Here is a 19448-nt window from a genome sequence, read left to right as displayed (position 1 = left end):
GATGCAATATCGGAATCAGACCCTTGAACCCCTCATCACCTAGAATTAAACCAGTCCAACTTTCGGGGGCCAGTTCAATTCCCGGGGAGGGATTTTCTATGCCTTGTGCTTGCCGCTGCCCCCTATGCCCGCTGGAACAATCTGGGCTGGGGGTTAAAGCAGGAGGAGTTTGAGGGTCAGGCCAATCATGATGACGCCGATGCCAACGTTAATCCACCGCCATACCTCGGGGCGGGAGAGGACGTGGGAGAAGCGGGCTGCTCCAAAGCCAATGACGGGGAACCACGTAAAGCTGGCGGCAATCGCACCGCCGGCGAAAAGCCACCGGCCGGGGTCTCCATACTGGTTGGCGATGCCGCCGAGCATGACCAAAACGTCGACATAGGCGCCAGGATTGAGCCAGGTCAGTGCCAGCGCGGTAAGCAGCGGCTTGACCCAGGAGGGCGAGCGCTTGATCTCTTGGCGTTGGGTGGTGGTAGCGGTGGCTACAGAGCCATGCTCGGTGCCGGCTCCACCCGAGGAGTCGCTGTCGCCGTCGAAGGTCGCGACTTCCTCGGTGGAATTGGGGGAAGTGGATTCCACGTCGATGGCCTCGCCTTTGGTTTTAAAGGCATCGCGGAAGCAGGTGAAGGTGAAAAAGGCGAGGTAGGCTGCGCCGATGTACTTGAGCGCCTCAAGTGCAGTGGGAAAGCGCTCCACCAGGTAGCCGACACCGGCGGTGCCGGAGGTAATAAGGATGACATCGGAAAGCGCGCACACCACGATGATGAGCCCGATGTGATCGCGGCGGATACCGTATTTCAACAGCATCGCATTTTGGGGGCCGACGGCCACAATGAGCGATAAACCAAGCACAAAACCAGCTAGCACGATGGACATGCCTCTAGTGTGAATCCAAGCCGTAAATAAGTCCAGTTAATCTATCTTCATATGGTTTAGAATAGCTTCATGAACCCCGTACATTTGGAAACCTTGCTGGCCATCGTGGAAGAAGGAAGCTTTGAGGTTGCCGCTTCGGTCCTGGGAATTTCTCCGTCTGCGGTGAGCCAACGCATCAAGGCCTTGGAGGCGAGTACCGGTCGCGTGCTGGTGCGGCGGGCGAACCCGGTGGGGGCGACGGAGGCCGGGGAGATCTTGGTGCAAGCGGCCCGGCGTATGGCGTTGGTGCAGGCAGAAACCGATGCGCGGTTAGGCCAGCGCCTAGCGCGCGTGCCCCTGTCGGTGGCCATCAACTCCGATTCGCTGGCCACGTGGTTTACGCAGGTATTAAGCGATACCGCGCAGCGGGGTGACGTTGCACTGCGCATCCGCATTGAGGATGAGGCACGCACCCTGGCGATGTTGCGGCGCGGCGATGTTCTAGGCGCCGTGACGAGGGAACATTCGCCGGTATCCGGGTGCGATTCCACGTTTTTGGGGATCATGCGCTATTTCGCCGTCGCCGCCCCGCACATCGCGGAGCGCTTCCACGCGGGCCAACTGACCTGGGAGACGATGCCGCTGGTGGGCTATGGCCCCAATGACCAGGTGCTTGATGATGCTATGCGGGATCGCTTTATTGATTCCCATGTTGTGCGCGCCCGGGTTTCGCAAATTCCCTCTTCGGAAGGCTACCTGGAGGCCGTGCGCGTGGGCCTGGGGTGGGGGCTATTGCCGCAGGCCCAGGCCCAGCCGCTGGTGGAATCGCAAGAGCTGTTGCTTCTCGATGACCACCAGCTCGACATCGACCTCTACTGGCAGCGCTGGCGCCTAGAATCCGAGGTCTTAAGCGATCTGACGCGGTCGGTGATTAACGCGGCTGCGGCGCTGGGAAGAGCTTAAGTTGGAAGTCTTCTGGGTTCTTTACTTCCTCGCCGGAGGGGATGGGACCTGGCAGTTGCACGCCAGGAGCGAAGGGCTGGCCGCCAAAACGGTCGCGGTCGTGCGGCTCTGCTAACCAGGACATATCCGGCCCCACCGGAACGATGCGGGTGGGGTTGATCTCGGAATGAGTGGCAAAGTAGTGCTGCTTGATTTCGGTGAAATCGGTGGTATCACCAAAACCTGGCAACTGGAAAAGTTCTTGCAGGTAGCCGCGCAGGTTGGGCAGTTCTTGAATCTTGTGGCGCGAGCATTTGAAGTGCGAGTAATACACGGGGTCGAAGCGTATAAGAGTGGCAAATAGGCGGATATCGGTCTCGGTAATGTGATCGCCGACCATATAACGCTGGGTGCCTAGGCGCTTCTCGGCCCAATCGAGTGCATCCCACAGCTGGTCATAGGCCTCTTCGTAGGCTTCTTGCGAACCGGCAAAACCGCAGCGGTACACGCCATTATTGATGCCGTGGAAAATGTACTCATTGAGCTCTTCCATCTCCTCGCGGTGCTGCTCTGGGAAGAGATCCGGGGCGCCTTCTGCTTGGAAGTCCGTCCACTGCTCAATAAAATCGCGCACCATAGAGGGGTAATCATTGGTGACCACGCGGCCCGTTGATTCTTCTACCAGGGCGGGTACGGTAATACCGCGGGGATAGTCCGGGAAGCGCTCGAAGTAGGCTTCCTGCAGGCGCTTGTAGCCCAAAACCGGGTCTACCTCGCCCTCATCTAAGTCGAATGTCCAGGACCGCGCGTCGTGTACGGGCCCGGCGAGGGCTAGGGAAATGGAATCTTCTAAACCTAATAAGCGGCGGGCGATGACCGCGCGGTGTGCCCACGGGCACGCGCGGGCGGCAACCAAGCGGTAGCGGCCAGCCTCCATCGGCCAATGAAAGGTGTCATCATCTTGTGCGGTTACCTCGGATACCGCAGGTGAGATGCGATCCTCGATATAGGTGGTATCGCGAATAAACTCGCCGTCTGGTGAAGCATTGCGGGCATCTCCTGCCCAATCGGAGTCGTGTGAAGTCATCGATTCACTCCCAATTCTGGTGGATTGATAAGGCGGGGAAGTGTCCCGCCGGCAATTAATGTTTATATGTCAACTACATGACATTGTTGATGTTACAACAAGTTGCGGGCCAGGGGGAGGGAGGTGGGGGAACAATTGCGGCGCGCCGTTAACGGTACCGCAAAACTGCAGGCAAGTGTCTTAAATTGGTCATATGAGCGATAAGCAGCAACCGGATAAAGCCAACCCCTTAGATGAGGATCTCAACGTCCCAGCCTACGATTCTGTGCAGCGGGATAACCCCGATGTCTTCGCGCGCGCAGGGCGCGCCGAACCGCAAGAGATTCGGCCACAGAAGCAGGAGGCGGCGGAGACGGAAGTTATGCCCAATCCTGCCGCTAATGAGGCTGGACAGGAAGGGGGCAATCAATCTACCGGTGAGGATACCCAGGTATTAGATCCCTCGGCGGCGGCGCAGACCGAAGGTTTCGCGGCTGAAGGTGCTGCCCTGACCCCAGAGGAGCAGGCGGAACAAGAGCGCAAGCTACAGCAGGAGCAAGAGGACAAAGAGGGCTATAAGCACTATGGGCGCCGCGGCACCATTGACTTTGGTCTCTTCTTCGTCCGATTGGCTATGAGTGCTTACCTCATTATTGCCGGAGTATCCACCTTCTTCTCGCTGGGCGATGGCGCGGGTGTCTCCGGGCTAGAAGGCGACTACTCTGAGTACGCTTGGGCCAATTCGTTTGCCCTTGCGGTGCCGACCGTGCAGCTGATTGCCGGCGCGTTTCTACTGTTGGGTCTGATTAGCCCGCTGGCAGCAATGCTTGGCTTGGTCGTTACCGGTTTCGCCGCCTTGCACGAGCTGGCGGATTCAGGCGCCGGTCTCCAAGTCTTTGACTGGCCGGACTCGGTATGGCTGTCCCTGGTACTTTTCGTTATCGCGATTGGCCTGCAATTTACCGGTCCTGGTTTCATTTCCTTGGACTTTGGCCGCTCTTGGGCGCGGCGCCCGCTGGGCACGTCGTGGGTCTTTGTGGTGGTTGGCATCGCCATCCTGGTCGCCGTGTGGTTCTTCGGCGCGGCCGTAAACCCCATTGCTTAGCCTGTTATTCGCTACCGCGTGAGTGGATCCCCGCCGCAGTCAATGCGGTGGGGATTTTCTTTGTACCCTTGCTTTCCACTATGGAAAGTGAAAGGATTGCCATAAAGGAAAGTAAGCAAAGCTGGATTTTGAGATGGTGGCAGAAAAGATGGAAGATGAGCTAAAGAAGTCGCTCGAGTTTAATGACAGCCTGCAGGATCAAGGGGCTGAGCGTAAGCGGCTGGTGCAAAATATCCTCCTAGTGATTGCATTGGCAGCGTTCTATGTGGGAATGACCGTATTCGCGGAGGTGATGCACCCCGTCGCGTTTCTCATTTTCTACTTTGTTCTTATAGGACTCTTGGTGTGGGCGCTGCTTCATTACCAAAATAAGGTGCGGACCAGCTATCGCCAGGATCCGTATACCCAGCCCAAGGCTGATAAGAAATACTACGCGGGGATGGCAGTAATACTTGTCCCGATGTTTGTTACGAACATGCTGCGTGAGCACACGTGGGCATTGGTAATCTTCATGGTCTTGTGGGCAGCGGCAATGGTCTGGGTGCTGCAATCTCGTGCCTTGGACGTTGCAGCGCGGCAAGGAGAGGGCCGCAGTGCTCAGTGACATTGACCCGGTTATCTATCCGCTCAATCGCTTCAAAATCTGCGCAGTTTTGAACGCGCGGGGTGCGGTGGAGGGACAGGTGCGCCGCGAGATGCGCTTCGCGGCGCTGCGGGAAGAAGTAGACCAATCGGCCGCCACCTTATCCAAACAATTAACCGCCCTAGAAAAGGAAGGCTATATCAGCCGGTTTCGCGAGTACGGGTCTTCCCGCGATAAGGACACCGTGTGGGTCATGCTGACTGCTACTGGCAAGTCAGCATTCGATGCCCACCTCGCGGCCATTCAAGAGATGGCGCGTTAGTTCACGTAGCCGTCTACCACGCGCACCGCGCCGCGGTCTGCGGAGGTCGCCATTGCGGCATAGGCGCGCAGCGCCTTGGTAATGGGGCGGTTGCGGTCTACAGGCGTCCATGGCTTTTCGCGTTGTTCTTGCGCGGCGCGGCGGCGCTCCAGAACATCATCGTCCACGTCGAGCGTGAGCTCGCGCTCGTGGATATTGATGGAAATAGTGTCGCCGTTCTCAATGAGCCCGATGAGTCCCTGGTGGGCGGCCTCAGGAGAAATGTGGCCAATGGAAAGCCCGGAGGTGCCGCCGGAGAAGCGGCCATCGGTAATCAAGGCGCAGGCCTTGCCCAAGCCGGCACCCTTGAGGAAGGACGTCGGGTGCAGCATTTCCTGCATGCCGGGGCCACCGGACGGACCCTCGTAGCGAATGACGACCACATCGCCAGGTTGGACTTCTTTATTCAAGATGATGGACACGGCCTGCTCTTGGGACTCCACCACGCGGGCTGGGCCAGAGAAGGTCCACAGCTCTTCTTCCACGCCGGCGGCCTTGACGATGGCCCCGTCCGGCGCCAAGTTGCCGCGCAGGACCACCAGTCCACCGTCGGAAGAAAAGGCGTGGTCAGCATCGTGAATGCAGCCATTGACCGCGTCCGTATCCAGTTCATCCCACCGGTTGGACTGGGAGAACGGCTCCGTGGTGCGCACGCCGCCTGGAGCGGCGTAGTAGAGCTCGCGGGCCTGATCGGTTACGCGAGGATTGCGGATATCCCAATCATCGAGCCACTGCTCCGCATTGTCATAGAGCGCGGTGTGCACCTTGAGGTTGAGGTGGCCCGCGCGGCGCAGCTCGCCCAAGATAGCCGGAATGCCGCCGGCGCGGTGTACATCCTCGATGTGGTAGGTGCCGTTGGGCGCGACCTTGGACAAGCAGGGGACGCGGTAGGAGATGTCATTAATATCATCCAGCGTGAAGTCCACTTCACCCTCTTGCGCTGCGGCAAGGGTGTGCAGGATGGTGTTAGTGGATCCGCCCATGGCCATATCGAGGGCCATGGCATTGCTAAAGGCTTCCTTGGTCGCGATATTGCGCGGCAGGACGGACTCGTCTTCCTCGCCGTAGTAGCGGCGGCACATATCGACGATGGTGGAACCGGCCTTTTCAAAGAGATCGCGGCGAGCACTGTGGGTGGCCAACGTGGTGCCATTGCCAGGAAGCGCCAAACCGAGCGCCTCGGTCAAGCAGTTCATGGAGTTAGCGGTAAACATGCCGGAGCAGGAACCGCAGGTGGGGCAGGCGGATTCTTCCACCTGGGCCAAGCCAGCATCGGAAACGCTATCATTCGCGGATGCGGTGATAGCGGTAATCAGGTCAGTCGGCGCATGGGCAACGCCATCGACCACGACGGCCTTGCCGGCCTCCATAGGTCCGCCCGAGACAAAGATCGTGGGGATATTCAACCGCATTGCGGCATTGAGCATGCCCGGGGTGATCTTATCGCAGTTAGAGATGCAGACGAGGGCATCGGCAGTATGCGCATTGGCCATGTACTCGATGGAATCGGAGATGATTTCGCGCGAGGGCAAGGAGTACAGCATGCCGCTGTGGCCCATGGCAATGCCGTCATCCACGGCAATGGTATTGAACTCCTTGGGTACGCCACCGGCTTCGCGGACGGCATCGGCGACGATATCCCCAACGTTTTTTAGGTGCACGTGGCCGGGGACGAACTGCGTATAAGAGTTGGCGATAGCGATGATGGGCTTGCCAAAGTCGTTTTCCTTGGTGCCAGTAGCGCGCCACAAGGCACGCGCACCGGAGGCTTGGCGTCCGACGGTAGTTACTTTAGAGCGCAGTGGGAACATGGATTAAGTCACTATTCCTTATGGATTGGTCAAATGGGGGAGAAAGTAGATTTAGTTTTCTGCCGAATCTTTAAGTTCGGGGTGCTTTTCTAGGTATGCAGCATATTCCTCTTTGCTTAAGAGGATCTGCTGCCCGTCGCGGTGCACGATGACGACCTTGTCGTCGGCTGCCTCGCGGCCCTGGGTGAGGGCATCGGGAATGCGCCCGCGGGATGCTTGTGCCAAGCGGGGCAGTGAGTTGAAGGTTACGCCAGGCAGGTTGTGTTTCGCACCATTTTTAGTCTGCGCGAAGGCCCGGGCGCGCTGGAAGCCAATCCCGGCGAAATCATCCCATGCGATGGAAACGTTTTTCCGGAACGCATAAGAAATGGAAATGCCTTTCTCAGAGATCCGCGTGCGGGCCTTGATGACCCACCAGAGGCCGATTACGGGGATAATCAGCAGCCACCCCAGGTATTTGGGCGCCCAGCCAATGCTTAATAAGGCGATCGTGGACAAAATTAAGATGCCCAAGATGTGGTCGCGGGAAGGGGTGAAGACCTCTGCCTGGGTGGTGGACTGACGAGGTTGTTTGTCCTGTGCTGGTGGGGTCATAGTCAGCCAGCCTAATTGACCATGTGGTGGGGAAGCGAACCATTTTTTCGCCGCGTTTCATCATATGAGAAACTTTTCCCAAAAGGGGGTAACGGCTTCCAGATATAATTCTATCGGTATATAGTTGGAAATATGATCATGATTCGACTTCAGGTGGTACGAGCGCGGCGGTGACCGCGACGTTTCCTGAACGTCGACGCTTTCGCCCCCGCAGACCACCGGCCCGCGGGGGCTTTAGTTGTAACTAGGGCGTTTTCGATGATCAGTTTCCATGACAGACCAACCCAAGGAGCACATACACCGTGGTAACGACATCCTCGCCCACGCCTGCTTCCGCGGCCGCTGCAAAGACAGCTGCGTCAGCGGAGCGAATGAGTGGGGCTCATGCAATTGTCCGCACGCTGGAAGATCTGGGCACCGATCTCGTATTCGGTATTCCAGGCGGTGCCGTGCTTCCGCTCTACGATGCACTGCATGGTTCAACCAAGCTTCGCCACGTGCTAACCCGCCATGAACAAGGCGCCGGCCACGCCGCCGAGGGCTATGCGCAGGCATCCGGAAAGGTGGGTGTGTGCATCGCTACCTCCGGTCCCGGTGCGACCAACTTGGTTACGGCGCTTGCCGATGCCAACTTGGACTCCGTTCCCATCGTCGCCATCACCGGCCAGGTGGGCAGTAACCTTTTGGGTACCGATGCCTTCCAAGAGGCCGATATCCGCGGTGTCACCATGCCGATTACCAAGCACAATTACATTGTGACGGATCCCTCAGAGATCCCTTCTGCTATTTCGGCTGCCTTCCACTTGGCCTCCACTGGCCGCCCCGGTCCGGTGCTCGTGGATATCCCTAAGGACGTGCAAAACGGCTTTTTGGATTATCGCTTTCCGGAAACGCTTGACCTGCAAGGATATAAGCCAGTCACCAAGCCACACCACCGGCAGGTAGCTCAGGCCGTGGAATTGATGTCGCATGCGGAAAAGCCCGTGCTCTATGTCGGCGGCGGAGTCGTTAAAGCTAATGCCTCCCAAGAGCTGCTGGAGTTTGCGGAGCTCACGAATATCCCGGTGGTTACCACCCTGATGGCGCTGGGCACCTTTCCGGACTCTCACCCGCTGCACATGGGGATGCCGGGCATGCACGGCACAGTTCCGGCCGTCGCGGCGATGCAGCGTGCTGACCTCATCATTGCCATCGGCGCCCGCTTCGATGACCGCGTGACCGGCGATACCTCAACATTCGCGCCAAATGCGAAGGTCATCCACGCCGATATTGACCCAGCTGAGATTGGCAAGATCCGGGAAGTTACAGTTCCCATCGTCGGCGATGCCAAGAAGTGCTTGACCGCGCTTAGCAAGGAGTACCGCAAGAAGGATGTGCAGCCAGCCACCGAGGTGAAACAGTGGCACGATTACCTGCGCGGCATGCAAGAGCGTTTCCCACGCGGTTATGAGCCCACCGATGATGGCCTGCTGAATCCACAATTCGTCTTGGAAAAGCTCAGTGAAACCGTGGGGCCGGAAGCTATCTACTGTGCGGGCGTGGGCCAGCACCAGATGTGGTCCGCGCAGTTCTTGGACTTTGAACACCCGCGTTCCTGGATCAACTCCGGTGGCGCTGGAACCATGGGCTATGCCGTTCCCGCTGCCTTGGGTGCAAAGGCAGCGCGTCCAGATAAGGAAGTCTGGGCCATCGATGGTGATGGCTGCTTCCAAATGACCAACCAGGAACTTACCACTGCAGCCTTGGAAGGCTTCCCGTTTAAGGTTGCCGTCATTAATAACGGCAACCTTGGAATGGTCCGGCAGTGGCAGACGCTGTTTTATGATCAGCACTATTCGCACACCAAGCTGCGCGAAGAAAACGCCTTCACCCCGGACTTCGTCCGTTTGGCCGAAGCGCTCGGTTGTGAAGCCATCCGGGTCACGAGCGAAGAAGAAGTCGTTCCGGCCATTAAGCGCGCGCAGGCAATTAACGATAAGCCAGTCGTCATTGACTTCATCGTCGGCCAAGATGCGCAGGTGTGGCCGATGATCGGTGGCGGTGCCTCCAATGAGGAAATCCAGTACGCCCGCGGCCTGCGCCCGCTTTTTGATGAAGCTGAATCCGCCGCGGAGACCCCGGCTGAGATCGACGAAACCATTCAGGAGGCATAAACCATGACGCAAAACGAGGTAACTCGGCATACCTTATCGGTATTAGTTGAGGATGTAGAAAGCATCATCGCCCGCGTGGTGGGAATGTTCAGTCGCCGTGGCTACAGCTTGGTGTCCCTGGTCTCCGCGCACACGGAAACCCCGGGAATTAACCGGCTGACCATCGTTGTGGATGCCTCTGAAGTGATCATTGAGCAGGTAACGAAGCAGCTCAATAAGCTCATTCCGGTCATCAAGGTCGTGGAACTCAAGGAAGATTCCACGGTTGCTCGCGCCATCATGCTGGTGAAGGTAGCGGCCGATAATTCCAACCGCGCACAGGTGGTGGATGCGGTGAATATCTTCCGCGCCCGCGTGGTCGACGTGGCAAAGGAATCGGTTGTCGTGGAAGCTACCGGTACGCCGGGCAAGCTCGCGGCGCTGCTTGAAGTCCTCGAGCCCTTCGGTATTCGCGAACTCGTGCAATCGGGCCACGTAGCCTTGGGGCGCGGCCCGAAGGCTACGGCTCCCAAAAAGTAAATAAAATCTCACGATGTGAACACATTGTCCCGCTCAGTGATATATACTCTGCGTTAGGACGCTTCATTACAGCTTTTCCTACCAAAGAATTGAGGATTTGAAATGGCTATTGATACCTACTACGACGATGATGCTGACCTGTCGATCATCCAGGGCCGCAAGGTAGCGGTCATCGGCTACGGCTCCCAGGGTCACGCCCACTCCCAGAACCTGCGCGATTCCGGCGTTGAGGTTGTTATCGGTCTGCGCGAGGGCTCTAAGTCCGCAGCCAAGGCAGAGGAGGCTGGCTTCGAGGTCAAGTCCGTCGCGGAGGCATCCAAGTGGGCCGACGTCGTTATGCTGCTGGCGCCGGATACCTCCCAGAAGGAGATCTTCGAAGAGCACATCGCCCCGAACCTGGAAGACGGCAATGCACTGCTGTTCGGTCACGGCCTGAATATCCACTTCAAGCTGATTGAGCCGGCTGCGTCCGTCACCGTCGGCATGGTTGCGCCTAAGGGCCCTGGCCACCTGGTCCGCCGCCAGTTCGTAGACGGCAAGGGTGTTCCTTGCTTGATCGCCACCGAGCAGGATCCGAAGAACGAGGGTCATGACCTGACCCTGTCCTATGCCGCTGCCATCGGTGGCGCCCGCGCGGGCGTTATCCCCACCACCTTCGAGGCGGAGACGGTCACCGACCTCTTTGGTGAGCAGGCCGTCCTGTGCGGTGGTGTCGAGTTCCTCATCCGCAACGGCTTCGAGGTCCTCACCGAGGCCGGCTACGAGCCAGAGATGGCTTATTTCGAGGTCCTGCACGAGATGAAGCTCATCGTGGACCTGTTGTTCGAGGGCGGCATTGCCAACATGAACTACTCGGTCTCTGATACCGCTGAGTTTGGTGGCTACATCTCCGGCTCACGCATCATCAACGCTGATACCAAGCGGCGCATGAAGGAAGTCCTGTCCGATATCCAGGATGGAACCTTTACCAAGCGCCTGCTCGCCAACGTTGAGGGCGGCAACAAGGAGCTGGAAGAAATGCGCGAAGAATTTGCGCAGCACGAGATCGAAAAGACCGGCACCAAGCTGCGCGATCTCATGAGCTGGGTCAAGAACCCATTGGACGCTACTGCCTAGTCACTAGCTGAAGTCACTGCGGCCCGCGGGAAACTCCCCGTGGGCCGCTTTTGTGCCTTTGCTGAGCATTGTCGCAGCACCTAAGTCTGTGAGGTGCCGCGGAGGTGTTGCGGGTAGTATTGGCCCTATGGGTTTTACGACGCCAAGCTATGATCTCAGGGACCTTTTTTCGCGGATTGACCGGGGCGATATCCAGCTTCCGGATTTCCAGCGCAGCTACGCCTGGGATGAAGACCGCATCCGCTCACTTATCGTTACGGTCCTGCGTGGATACCCCATCGGCGCGCTGATGGCCCTAGATGCCCGCAATGAAAAGATGCGTTTCCGCCCCAGGGTGCTGGCGGGTGCGCCCGAGGTTGGTGTCGAGCCCGGGTTGCTGCTCTTGGACGGCCAACAGCGCCTTACCTCCCTGTACCACTGCTTTAATGGCGAGGGTTTTGTCAAGACCACTGACTTCCGGAAAAAGAAGGTCCACCGCCGCTTTTTCATCGACGTCCGCGCCGCGGTAAGCGGGGACTTGCTTGCCGATGACGCCATTTTCGCCGTCGACCAAAACGGCGAGATCTGCTCGCACTTCGGCCCCGACGTTGATGGGGCTATTACCTGCCGCCAGGATGGGCTGGACAATATGTGCATCCCCGTGGCCTCGCTACTCAGCGAGGAAGGCACCAGCATGCTTTTCGAGCTCGCCGCCACACACGAGCAATGCAGCGCCGAGCTTGCCGCGTTCAATAACCGCATCGTGCGCCCCTTGGCGGGCTATGACATCCCGATGATCCGGCTATCCCGCGAAACGGAGCGCTCTGGAATCGGTTCTATTTTTGCCCAGGCGAACTCGGCCGGCCTGCAGATGGATGTCTTCGATCTCTTAACCGCCGTCTTTGCTTCCGAAGATCCGACCTTCCACCTTGCTAACGATTGGCAGCAGGTGGAAAAGGACCTGCGGGATTCTCCCGCCCTCGATGGCATCGGCCGCAATGAGTTCCTTTCCGCGGTATCCCTCTTGATTACAGGGGAAAAGGGTAATGCCGGTGGACAACGGGAAGACATTTTGAAGCTGTCCCTGTCCGAGTACAAGGCAGCCGCGCACGACCTGCGCATCACCTTCCACGAGGTTGCCGAATTCTTGGCGCAGCGCCGCATTTTAAGCCTCGATCAGGTTCCTTATACGGAACAGATCGTGCCGCTAGCAGTCATTATCGCGCGCTTGGCAAAGCGGTCCGGGGCCCTGTCTAGCCAGCAGGCATGGGATCGCATAGACCAGTGGTTCTGGTGCGGCGTCTTTGGTGAGCTCTACGGTTCTTCCGCGGTGCCGTTGCGCGCTGCCCGCGATGTGGATGAGGTGACCGAGTGGGTTGCCGGGGCCACCGATGATGTTCCCAAGACGGTCGCGGATGCAGGATTTCGGGAATCCCGCCTGCTCTCGGTCGATGAAAACGATGGGGTATGGCACGGAATCTATGCCCTGCTTATGGCCCGCGGCGCGAAGGATTGGCGGACGGGCAGTGAATTTACTCGCCACACCTTTGAAGAGTTGAAGCCCGGGTTTTTCCCGTTATTCCCACTGAATTGGTGCCAGCGCCACGGGGTGGATTCGGTCTTGGCCCATTCGGTCATGAACTACACCCCGATGGGCAAGCGCACAGAGGTCGTCCTCGATGGGTTCGCGCCGAACCGCTACCTGCCTCGCGTGCAGTCCAAGTCCATCATGGAAGACGAGGAATTTGATGCCGTCCTGGCATCGCACGACCTCGATGTCGCTAACCTAAGGGAGTCAAAGATTCAGGAATTCTTGGCTGATCGTCGCCATCGCTTCGTGGATCTAGTGGAAGAAACCTTAGGCATTCCCGTCATTCGAGATGTCGATGAAGCAAACCTGGCCGGCGGTGAAGAGGGGCCACATGCGTTTGGCCGCTAAGAGGTATCGGGCGGCTGCAGTGGTTATCGCAGCCTCCCTCGTACTTGTTGGCTGCGGTGATGCCTTGCAGGAACCCAAACTGGTCAAGCGAGGTCTGTCGGATCTCTCCGAGTCCGATGTCGAGCTCGAGCGCGCCAAGTCAGAGAATCAAAACCGCCTTATCGATCCCAAATTCGCCGGCAAACTGGACATCATCGACGATCCGAGTGGCATCGAGGCCGCGCGGACTTTCTTCGATGATTCAGATTCCATGGTGCTCTTTGCGCCCGATGATAAATCCGTGTTGCGCGCGGCAACGTTGGCGATTAACCAGCACTTGCCGGCCGTGGAATATGATCGCTCGCGCCGCGGTGACATCCTCAACTTGGTCGGAGACTTGGAGGTAAAACGACTCGTCATCGTGGGCGATATCCCGTGGACGCAATCCAGCGGTGATTTCACTGTCATCAAGGATCCGGGAACGCATGAAGCGCTGGGGGATTTTACGGCCTTCCAGTACGAGTCCAAGGTGGTTGCCTCGCCGAACCAGGTGGTCAAGGACATCGCGCGGCTGGATAAAACACCCTACGTTGAGTTGCGTCCTGCCTGGATTCCTTATGAGGGCGAACCTGACGATGATGGCAAAAAGCTGCCGGCCGTCCCGGCACAGTCGCGGCGCGATGGCCAGATGGCGCCCAATATCGTGGCCACAGCGGATAGTCCGGTAGCCAATGTCATTACTGCCGCGGCCTATGGTGGCTCGGTTTTGGTGATGCCGACGGCGGATCCGCTGGAAGATAAGCGGAGTATGGCCATGGTGGCAGGGCTCGATGAGGGCTCGCTTATCGCTTTGGGCCCGGAATTCGGTCACGTGAAAGAATTTAAGGAAAAAATACGGCAGGGCACCCCAAACTGAACTACACTTCCTTCACACGCGGTTATTGTCGCGTAATGCACAACGAAGTGAAACGAAGGATGATATGTCGAAGCCGGTAGTTCTTATCGCCGATAAATTGGCCCAATCCACAGTGACGGCGTTGGGGGATTCCGTCGAGGTGCGCTGGGTAGATGGCCCGAACCGCGAGGAATTGCTTGCGGCGGTTCCAGAAGCAGATGCGCTGCTCGTTCGCTCTGCCGCCACGGTCGACGCTGAAGTTCTAGAAGCAGCGCCCAAGCTCAAGATTGTGGGCCGCGCGGGCGTGGGACTGGATAACGTGGATATTGACACCGCCACCAATAAGGGTGTCATGGTGGTCAACGCTCCCACCTCCAATATCCACTCTGCGTGCGAGCAGGCGATTGCCTTGCTTTTGGCCACTGCCCGCCAGATTCCAGCGGCGGATCAATCTCTGCGCGAGGGCGACTGGAAGCGCTCTTCCTTTAAGGGCGTGGAGGTCTACGGCAAGACTATTGGTATCGTCGGCTTCGGCCACATCGGTCAGCTTTTTGCCCAGCGGTTAAGCGCCTTTGAAACGAAGATTATTGCCCACGATCCTTATGCCAATCCGGCGCGTGCGGCAGCGCTTGGCGTGGAATTGGTCGAGCTGGAAGAGCTGATGGCGCAGGCAGATTTTGTCACCATTCACCTGCCCAAGACGCCGGAGACCGCCGGAATGTTCAATGCGGAGCTTCTGGCCAAGGCAAAGGAAGGCCAGATTCTTATCAACGCCGCCCGCGGCGGCCTCGTAGACGAGCAGGCCTTGGCAGATTCTATTACCTCGGGCCACCACCGCGGTGCGGGTTTTGACGTGTACTCCACGGAGCCGTGCACGGATTCCCCACTCTTTAAGCTGCCGCAGGTCACGGCGTCGCCGCACCTGGGTGCGTCCACCGTGGAGGCACAGGACCGCGCTGGTACCGATGTCGCTGCCTCGGTGCTCAAGGCCTTGGCCGGCGAGTTCGTTCCTGATGCGGTCAACGTCTCTGGCGGTACGGTAGGCGAAGAGGTAGCCGGGTGGCTCGACCTTGCCCGCAAGCTGGGCCTTACCGCAGGGCGCCTGCTTGATCAGGCTCCCGTCGCCGTGGAGATTGAGGCCTGCGGCGAGCTGTCCACTGAGGATGTGGACGTGCTGGGCCTTTCCGCCGTCCGTGGCCTGTTTAGCGGCGTGACCTCAGAGCCGGTTACCTTCGTCAACGCGATGAAGATTGCCGAAAGCCGCGGGGTCGAGGTTTCGGTATCCACCAACCCAGAATCCAAGGGCCACCGTTCTTCCTTGCAGGTCAAGGTCATTAGCGCGGAGGGCGTGACCTCCTCGCTTACCGGTGCGCTCATCGGTATTGACGGGACCGAAAAGTTTGTCCGTATTAACGGTCGTGGCGTGGATATGCGGGCCGAGGGCCGCAACCTGTTCTTCCGCTATGCCGATGCCCCAGGCGCGCTGGGTACCGTGGGTACCAAGCTGGGTGCTGCGGGCATCAACATCATCGCCGCAGCCTTGACGCAGGGCAAGCAGGAATCCGATGCCGTGCTGATCTTGCGCGTGGAGTCCGAGGTGCCAGATTCTCTCATCGAGGAGATCAACTCCGCCCTTGGCGCTACGTGCCAGCAATTCGACATGGATGAATAATCTCAGCGCAGGTTAGGGCGGATTGGCCTAACCGCGTACTCGCGCCCGCCCATCGCGCAGAATTATGCTGCGATGGGTGGGTTTTCTTTGGTAGGCTAATCTCGAATCCACTATGTGAGAAAGGAATCCTATCTAATGAAATTAGCGGTTATTGGCGGCGACGGCATTGGGCCGGAAGTAACGGCGGAAGCCCTGAAGGTGCTGCGCACCGTGCGCAGCGATATTGAAACCACCGATTATGACTTGGGCGCGCGGCGCTACCTGCGTAATGGCGAGCTTTTAACGGATGCAGACTTGGCCAGCTTGCGCGAGCACGATGCCATTTTGCTGGGTGCCATTGGTGCGCCAGGTGAGGTTCCACCGGGCGTCTTGGAACGCGGCCTGTTATTGAAGATGCGGTTTGCACTCGATCACCACGTGAACCTGCGCCCTTCTATCTTGTATCCCACGGCCCACTCGCCGCTGGCTAACCCGGGCGAGATCGACTTCGTCGTGGTGCGTGAAGGCACCGAGGGCCTGTACTGCGGCAATGGTGGCACGCTGCGGGAAGGAACGCCGCACGAGGTCGCCAGCGAGGTTTCGCAAAATACCCGCTTCGGGGTAGAGCGCGTGGTGCGCGATGCCTTTGAGCGGGCATCGCAGCGCCGCAACCACCTGACCCTGGTGCACAAGACCAATGTCCTCGTCAACGCCGGCGACTTGTGGCACCGCACGGTGGAAGAAGTTGCGGCGGAATATCCGCAGGTGGAGGTGGACTATAACCACATCGATGCCGCGACCATCTACATGGTGACGGATCCTTCCCGTTACGATGTCGTTGTGACCGATAACCTCTTTGGAGACATCTTAACGGACTTAGCAGGCGCTATTACTGGCGGAATTGGGTTGGCTGCTTCGGGCAATATCGATGCCTCGGGCGAGAACCCCTCCATGTTTGAGCCAGTGCACGGTTCGGCACCTGATATTGCCGGACAAGGCATCGCGGATCCCACCGCGGCTATCTTGTCGGCGGCGATGCTTTTGCGGCAGCTGGGTGATGAAGACAATGCGCAGAAGATTGAAAAGGCGGTGGCGGAGGACATCGCCAAGCGGGGCGATGCCCCAATCAAGACCGTCGAGGTAGGGGATCGGATCGCAGCGAGCCTGCAAGCTTAAGCGCAAGAAGTCCTTTGTACGAATGCGGTGTTGGCAAGGAACTAAATAATCTTTGCATATTAACACCGCAAACTTTGCACACATGTAAAGGCTCCCTTTTAGTAGGATGGCCGTTATGCGTTTAGGACGAATTGCACACCCAGAAGGAATTTGCTTTGCCATCATCGACGGGCCACAAGACGCCCCGATGGAGGAGCTTGTAGCTAAAGAAATCTCCGGCACTCCATTTACCCCGCCGGAGCCCACCGGCCGGGAATGGAAGCTGGGCGAGGTGCGCCTCTTGGCGCCGACCTTGCCCACCAAGGTGGTGGCGCTCGGGCGCAACTATGCCGACCACGTGGCGGAGGTATTTAAGAAGTCCTCCGATAAGCTGCCGCCCACCATCTTCCTGAAGCCCTCGACTGCGGTTATCGGCCCGAATGAGGCCATCAAGATTCCCGATTATGCCACCAACGTGGAATTTGAGGGCGAACTCGCCGTAGTTATTTCCAAGCCATCGAAGAATATCAAGGCTGAGAACTGGAAAGACCACGTGCTGGGCTATACCATCTGCAACGACGTTTCCTCCCGTGACCTCCAGTTCAAGGATGGTCAGTGGGCGCGCGCCAAGGGCATTGATACCTTTTGCCCGCTGGGTCCGTGGATTGAAACGGACCTGGATAGCTTGGATCTTGATGATCAGAAGATCAATGCGTACCTGACCCATGATGGTTCCCGTGAGCAGAAGCAGGATTCCAATACGGATCAGATGATCGTCAAGATGGGCGGCATCTTGGAAGAGATTTCTGCCGCATATACTTTGCTGCCTGGTGATGTCATCACTACCGGCTCGCCCGCGGGAACCGCTCCGATGGTGCCGGGCGATACCATTGAAATTGAGATCCCAGGGGTTGGTACTCTGCGCAATACCATCTCTAGGGCGCAGTAGATTCATCCCACAGCAGCTGCCGCTGGTGAGGTTTTGCTAGAAGGAGAACGGCGTGCCGGAACATTCGCATCAAGGCCACCGCGGGTCTGCGCCCAGCGCGCAGGAAATGGAGGAGCGCTATCGCTCCGCTGTACAGGTGTGGTCGGGGAGTCCGAATGCCACGCTGGTGGACTATGTTAGTGACCTTCCAGGCGGTACCGCGCTCGATATCGGCTGCGGGGAAGGCGCCGATGCCCAGTGGCTGCACGAGCACGGCTGGCAGGTACTCGGCATCGATTTTGCTCCGACTGCCGTGGCACGGACTAGGGCGCGAGGAGTAGCCGCGGAGGTTGCCACCTTTGATGAATTCAGCCACGCCCCATTTGATTTGGTCACCGTGCATTATGGCAGTGTCCGTGCCAACTCACGGGAAGTAGCACTGTTAGAAAAGCTCGTCGCCACGGGCGGAACCTTGCTCTATGTTCACCATGATATGGAGTCAGAAGAGATCGCCATGCCGGAATGGCTGGCGGAAAACCTGACCGAATTGACGGTGCAGACCTTGCGGCGATCGCCGCGCCATGTAACTAGCGGCGCAGGCGCTCACCACACCAGCGACGTGGTTCTCGTGGCAAAGCGGTACTAATCCGCACCGTTTAAAGGCTCAGCGCCCGTAAGATCGTCTGGAGCTTGGCGGTGGTTTCTTCCAGCTCCGCCTGGGCATTGGAGGCACCGACCACGCCGCCGCCGGCCCAGGCGCGGGCGGAGAGGCCATCGCCAGCAACCTCTGCGCAACGGATAGCTACCATGTATTCACCGTCACCGGAGCTATCACACCAGCCGACGGTGCCGGCATAGAAGCCGCGGTCGGTCTCGGCGGTCTCAATAAGCGCCTGCGCAGCTTCCGTCGGCGTGCCACAGATTGCGGGGGTGGGGTGGACTACTTCTGCCAATTCCAGGGCGGTGAGGTCTTTATCCCGCAGGGTACCGGTAACCGGCGTGCCCAAGTGCCACATCTCATTGGTGTGTATGAGCTGCGGGGTATCGGGGATATTGAGGCTGCTACACAGCGGCTCTAGCACCCTGCGCAGGTGCTCTACCACAAAGGAGTGCTCGAGCAGATCCTTTGCGGAGTGCAAGAGGTCTTGGCTGGCAATGTGGTCTGCCGCTTTATTGGCTCGGCGCGGGGTGGAGCCGGCGAGCGGGAATGCAGACACGGTCGAGCCTTGGCGCTTGATCAGCACCTCTGGCGAAGAACCGACCAGCATGGCCCCTGGGCGGCCTGCAGGGGAGAGATCCGCAATGAAGCCATCGCGGTTGACGGAGAGATCGATTAGGCGCGCGGCCACCAGCCGGGGATCGATGGGGGAAGCAAATTCGATATCGACCGCGCGGGCTAAAACCACCTTTTCTAGCTTCGAGGTTTCGATGGTGCCGATGGCCGCTTCAACGCGGCGCAGGTGTTCTTCTGGCTCTGGGTCAAAGCCCACGACGCGGGAATTGAGGGTCTGATTGCGGTAGAACGCATGTGGTTCTAGCGGGCCGTCTTCTCGGATGATTGATTCTGGAACGGTCAGCGCGGCGGGAGTATCGGAATCAAAGGGGATGGCACCTACGACCATCTCGGCCCCGCCTCGGCGCAAGGCGTCAACCGCGGCCTCGGCACTGGTAAAGGTGTCCCGCGCACCTTGGGTACGGACAGACCCCGTTGCTCGGGAGAGCAAGAAATCGGGGGCGGTGCTTGGTCTGTCTTCGTGCATGGGGATCTAGCTTAGTGCCTCGTTAAAAGTTGGTAGAAATTACCCTCCGCCAAG

The 19448-nt window shown here is 58.6% G+C and carries 18 protein-coding genes; 13 read left to right on the top strand and 5 right to left on the bottom strand.

Annotated features, from left to right (window positions below):
* Positions 1-153: 153 nt before the first annotated feature.
* A complete protein-coding gene (locus ABRP66_RS06360) occupies positions 154-879 on the bottom strand; it encodes a LysE/ArgO family amino acid transporter (RefSeq protein ID WP_296088451.1) in 726 nt (241 codons plus the stop codon).
* Positions 880-948: 69 nt separating this feature from the next.
* Between ABRP66_RS06360 and ABRP66_RS06355 the strand changes: the two genes are divergently transcribed.
* Positions 949-1821: an ArgP/LysG family DNA-binding transcriptional regulator gene (locus ABRP66_RS06355; protein ID WP_284782918.1), complete on the top strand. Its 873-nt coding sequence runs from the start codon at positions 949-951 to the stop codon at positions 1819-1821.
* Here ABRP66_RS06355 and ABRP66_RS06350 read toward each other — a convergent pair.
* Positions 1790-2887, bottom strand: a complete 1098-nt coding sequence (locus tag ABRP66_RS06350; RefSeq protein WP_284782920.1) for a glutathione S-transferase family protein — start codon at positions 2885-2887, stop codon at positions 1790-1792. The two genes, ABRP66_RS06355 and ABRP66_RS06350, sit on opposite strands and share 32 nt — an antisense overlap.
* 193 nt (positions 2888-3080) lie before the next feature.
* Here ABRP66_RS06350 and ABRP66_RS06345 point away from each other — a divergent pair, with 193 nt between their 5' ends.
* From ABRP66_RS06345 to ABRP66_RS06335, 3 genes are all read left to right on the top strand, one after another.
* The gene (locus ABRP66_RS06345) at positions 3081-3971 is read left to right on the top strand and encodes a DoxX family membrane protein (protein ID WP_296088463.1); all 891 of its coding nucleotides are present in this window, start codon (positions 3081-3083) and stop codon (positions 3969-3971) included.
* 133 nt (positions 3972-4104) lie between these two features.
* Positions 4105-4575, top strand: a complete 471-nt coding sequence (locus ABRP66_RS06340; RefSeq protein ID WP_284770551.1) for a cb-type cytochrome C oxidase subunit IV — start codon at positions 4105-4107, stop codon at positions 4573-4575.
* Positions 4565-4876, top strand: a complete 312-nt coding sequence (locus ABRP66_RS06335; protein WP_284770550.1) for a transcriptional regulator — start codon at positions 4565-4567, stop codon at positions 4874-4876. Before ABRP66_RS06340 ends, ABRP66_RS06335 begins: the two co-directional genes overlap by 11 nt.
* On the opposite strand, the gene ilvD is transcribed toward ABRP66_RS06335, so the two are convergent.
* Both ilvD and ABRP66_RS06325 read right to left on the bottom strand, forming a co-directional pair.
* Positions 4873-6726, bottom strand: coding sequence for a dihydroxy-acid dehydratase (ilvD, locus tag ABRP66_RS06330; protein WP_349838472.1), 1854 nt, complete (start codon positions 6724-6726; stop codon positions 4873-4875). The two genes, ABRP66_RS06335 and ilvD, sit on opposite strands and share 4 nt — an antisense overlap.
* Positions 6727-6777: 51 nt before the next feature.
* Positions 6778-7320, bottom strand: a complete 543-nt coding sequence (locus ABRP66_RS06325) for a PH domain-containing protein (RefSeq protein ID WP_284770548.1) — start codon at positions 7318-7320, stop codon at positions 6778-6780.
* Positions 7321-7622: 302 nt separating this feature from the next.
* Between ABRP66_RS06325 and ABRP66_RS06320 the strand changes: the two genes are divergently transcribed.
* The 9 genes from ABRP66_RS06320 (at position 7623) to ABRP66_RS06280 (ending at position 18280) form a co-directional block, all read left to right on the top strand.
* Entirely contained in the window at positions 7623-9473 is a 1851-nt protein-coding gene (locus ABRP66_RS06320) for an acetolactate synthase large subunit (protein ID WP_284782929.1), read from the top strand.
* A gap of 3 nt (positions 9474-9476) precedes the next feature.
* On the top strand, positions 9477-9992 hold the full coding sequence (gene ilvN / locus ABRP66_RS06315) for an acetolactate synthase small subunit (protein ID WP_284770546.1): 516 nt from the start codon (positions 9477-9479) through the stop codon (positions 9990-9992).
* 102 nt (positions 9993-10094) lie between these two features.
* Positions 10095-11108, top strand: coding sequence for a ketol-acid reductoisomerase (gene ilvC, locus ABRP66_RS06310; protein ID WP_349838471.1), 1014 nt, complete (start codon positions 10095-10097; stop codon positions 11106-11108).
* 127 nt (positions 11109-11235) lie between these two features.
* Positions 11236-13026: a GmrSD restriction endonuclease domain-containing protein gene (locus ABRP66_RS06305; protein WP_349838470.1), complete on the top strand. Its 1791-nt coding sequence runs from the start codon at positions 11236-11238 to the stop codon at positions 13024-13026.
* The gene (locus ABRP66_RS06300) at positions 13010-13921 is read left to right on the top strand and encodes a hypothetical protein (RefSeq protein ID WP_237801087.1); all 912 of its coding nucleotides are present in this window, start codon (positions 13010-13012) and stop codon (positions 13919-13921) included. The genes ABRP66_RS06305 and ABRP66_RS06300 overlap by 17 nt, the downstream gene beginning before the upstream one ends.
* 64 nt (positions 13922-13985) lie before the next feature.
* A complete protein-coding gene (serA, locus tag ABRP66_RS06295; RefSeq protein ID WP_349838469.1) occupies positions 13986-15572 on the top strand; it encodes a phosphoglycerate dehydrogenase in 1587 nt (528 codons plus the stop codon).
* Positions 15573-15707: 135 nt separating this feature from the next.
* Positions 15708-16727, top strand: a complete 1020-nt coding sequence (locus tag ABRP66_RS06290) for a 3-isopropylmalate dehydrogenase (RefSeq protein ID WP_284770541.1) — start codon at positions 15708-15710, stop codon at positions 16725-16727.
* Between the two features lie 115 nt (positions 16728-16842).
* Complete coding sequence (locus ABRP66_RS06285) at positions 16843-17655, top strand: fumarylacetoacetate hydrolase family protein (protein ID WP_284782948.1); 813 nt, start codon at positions 16843-16845, stop codon at positions 17653-17655.
* Between the two features lie 106 nt (positions 17656-17761).
* Complete coding sequence (locus tag ABRP66_RS06280; RefSeq protein WP_410762332.1) at positions 17762-18280, top strand: class I SAM-dependent methyltransferase; 519 nt, start codon at positions 17762-17764, stop codon at positions 18278-18280.
* Positions 18281-18290: 10 nt separating this feature from the next.
* Here ABRP66_RS06280 and ABRP66_RS06275 read toward each other — a convergent pair whose 3' ends face one another.
* A complete protein-coding gene (locus ABRP66_RS06275) occupies positions 18291-19394 on the bottom strand; it encodes an isochorismate synthase (protein ID WP_284770538.1) in 1104 nt (367 codons plus the stop codon).
* Between the last annotated feature and the right edge of the window lie 54 nt (positions 19395-19448).

This window comes from Corynebacterium sp. KPL2680, from assembly GCF_040225675.1.
GTDB lineage: Bacteria > Actinomycetota > Actinomycetes > Mycobacteriales > Mycobacteriaceae > Corynebacterium > Corynebacterium rhinophilum.
Note: the sequence above shows the minus strand (reverse complement) of the source record. Positions and strands in the feature narration are given on the sequence as shown.

Bases quoted from the DNA above. Each gene is read 5' to 3' on its own strand.
- serA (WP_349838469.1), top strand. From the start codon at position 13,986: ATGTCGAAGCCGGTAGTTCTTATCGCCGATAAATTGGCCCAATCCACA.
- ABRP66_RS06280 (WP_410762332.1), top strand. From the start codon at position 17,762: ATGGAGGAGCGCTATCGCTCCGCTGTACAGGTGTGGTCGGGGAGTCCG.
- ABRP66_RS06360 (WP_296088451.1), bottom strand. From the start codon at position 879: ATGTCCATCGTGCTAGCTGGTTTTGTGCTTGGTTTATCGCTCATTGTG.
- ABRP66_RS06345 (WP_296088463.1), top strand. From the start codon at position 3,081: ATGAGCGATAAGCAGCAACCGGATAAAGCCAACCCCTTAGATGAGGAT.
- ABRP66_RS06350 (WP_284782920.1), bottom strand. From the start codon at position 2,887: ATGACTTCACACGACTCCGATTGGGCAGGAGATGCCCGCAATGCTTCA.
- ABRP66_RS06300 (WP_237801087.1), top strand. From the start codon at position 13,010: ATGCGTTTGGCCGCTAAGAGGTATCGGGCGGCTGCAGTGGTTATCGCA.
- ilvD (WP_349838472.1), bottom strand. From the start codon at position 6,726: ATGTTCCCACTGCGCTCTAAAGTAACTACCGTCGGACGCCAAGCCTCC.
- ABRP66_RS06285 (WP_284782948.1), top strand. From the start codon at position 16,843: ATGCGTTTAGGACGAATTGCACACCCAGAAGGAATTTGCTTTGCCATC.
- ABRP66_RS06275 (WP_284770538.1), bottom strand. From the start codon at position 19,394: ATGCACGAAGACAGACCAAGCACCGCCCCCGATTTCTTGCTCTCCCGA.
- ABRP66_RS06355 (WP_284782918.1), top strand. From the start codon at position 949: ATGAACCCCGTACATTTGGAAACCTTGCTGGCCATCGTGGAAGAAGGA.
- ABRP66_RS06290 (WP_284770541.1), top strand. From the start codon at position 15,708: ATGAAATTAGCGGTTATTGGCGGCGACGGCATTGGGCCGGAAGTAACG.
- ilvC (WP_349838471.1), top strand. From the start codon at position 10,095: ATGGCTATTGATACCTACTACGACGATGATGCTGACCTGTCGATCATC.
- ABRP66_RS06305 (WP_349838470.1), top strand. From the start codon at position 11,236: ATGGGTTTTACGACGCCAAGCTATGATCTCAGGGACCTTTTTTCGCGG.
- ilvN (WP_284770546.1), top strand. From the start codon at position 9,477: ATGACGCAAAACGAGGTAACTCGGCATACCTTATCGGTATTAGTTGAG.
- ABRP66_RS06325 (WP_284770548.1), bottom strand. From the start codon at position 7,320: ATGACCCCACCAGCACAGGACAAACAACCTCGTCAGTCCACCACCCAG.
- ABRP66_RS06340 (WP_284770551.1), top strand. From the start codon at position 4,105: ATGGTGGCAGAAAAGATGGAAGATGAGCTAAAGAAGTCGCTCGAGTTT.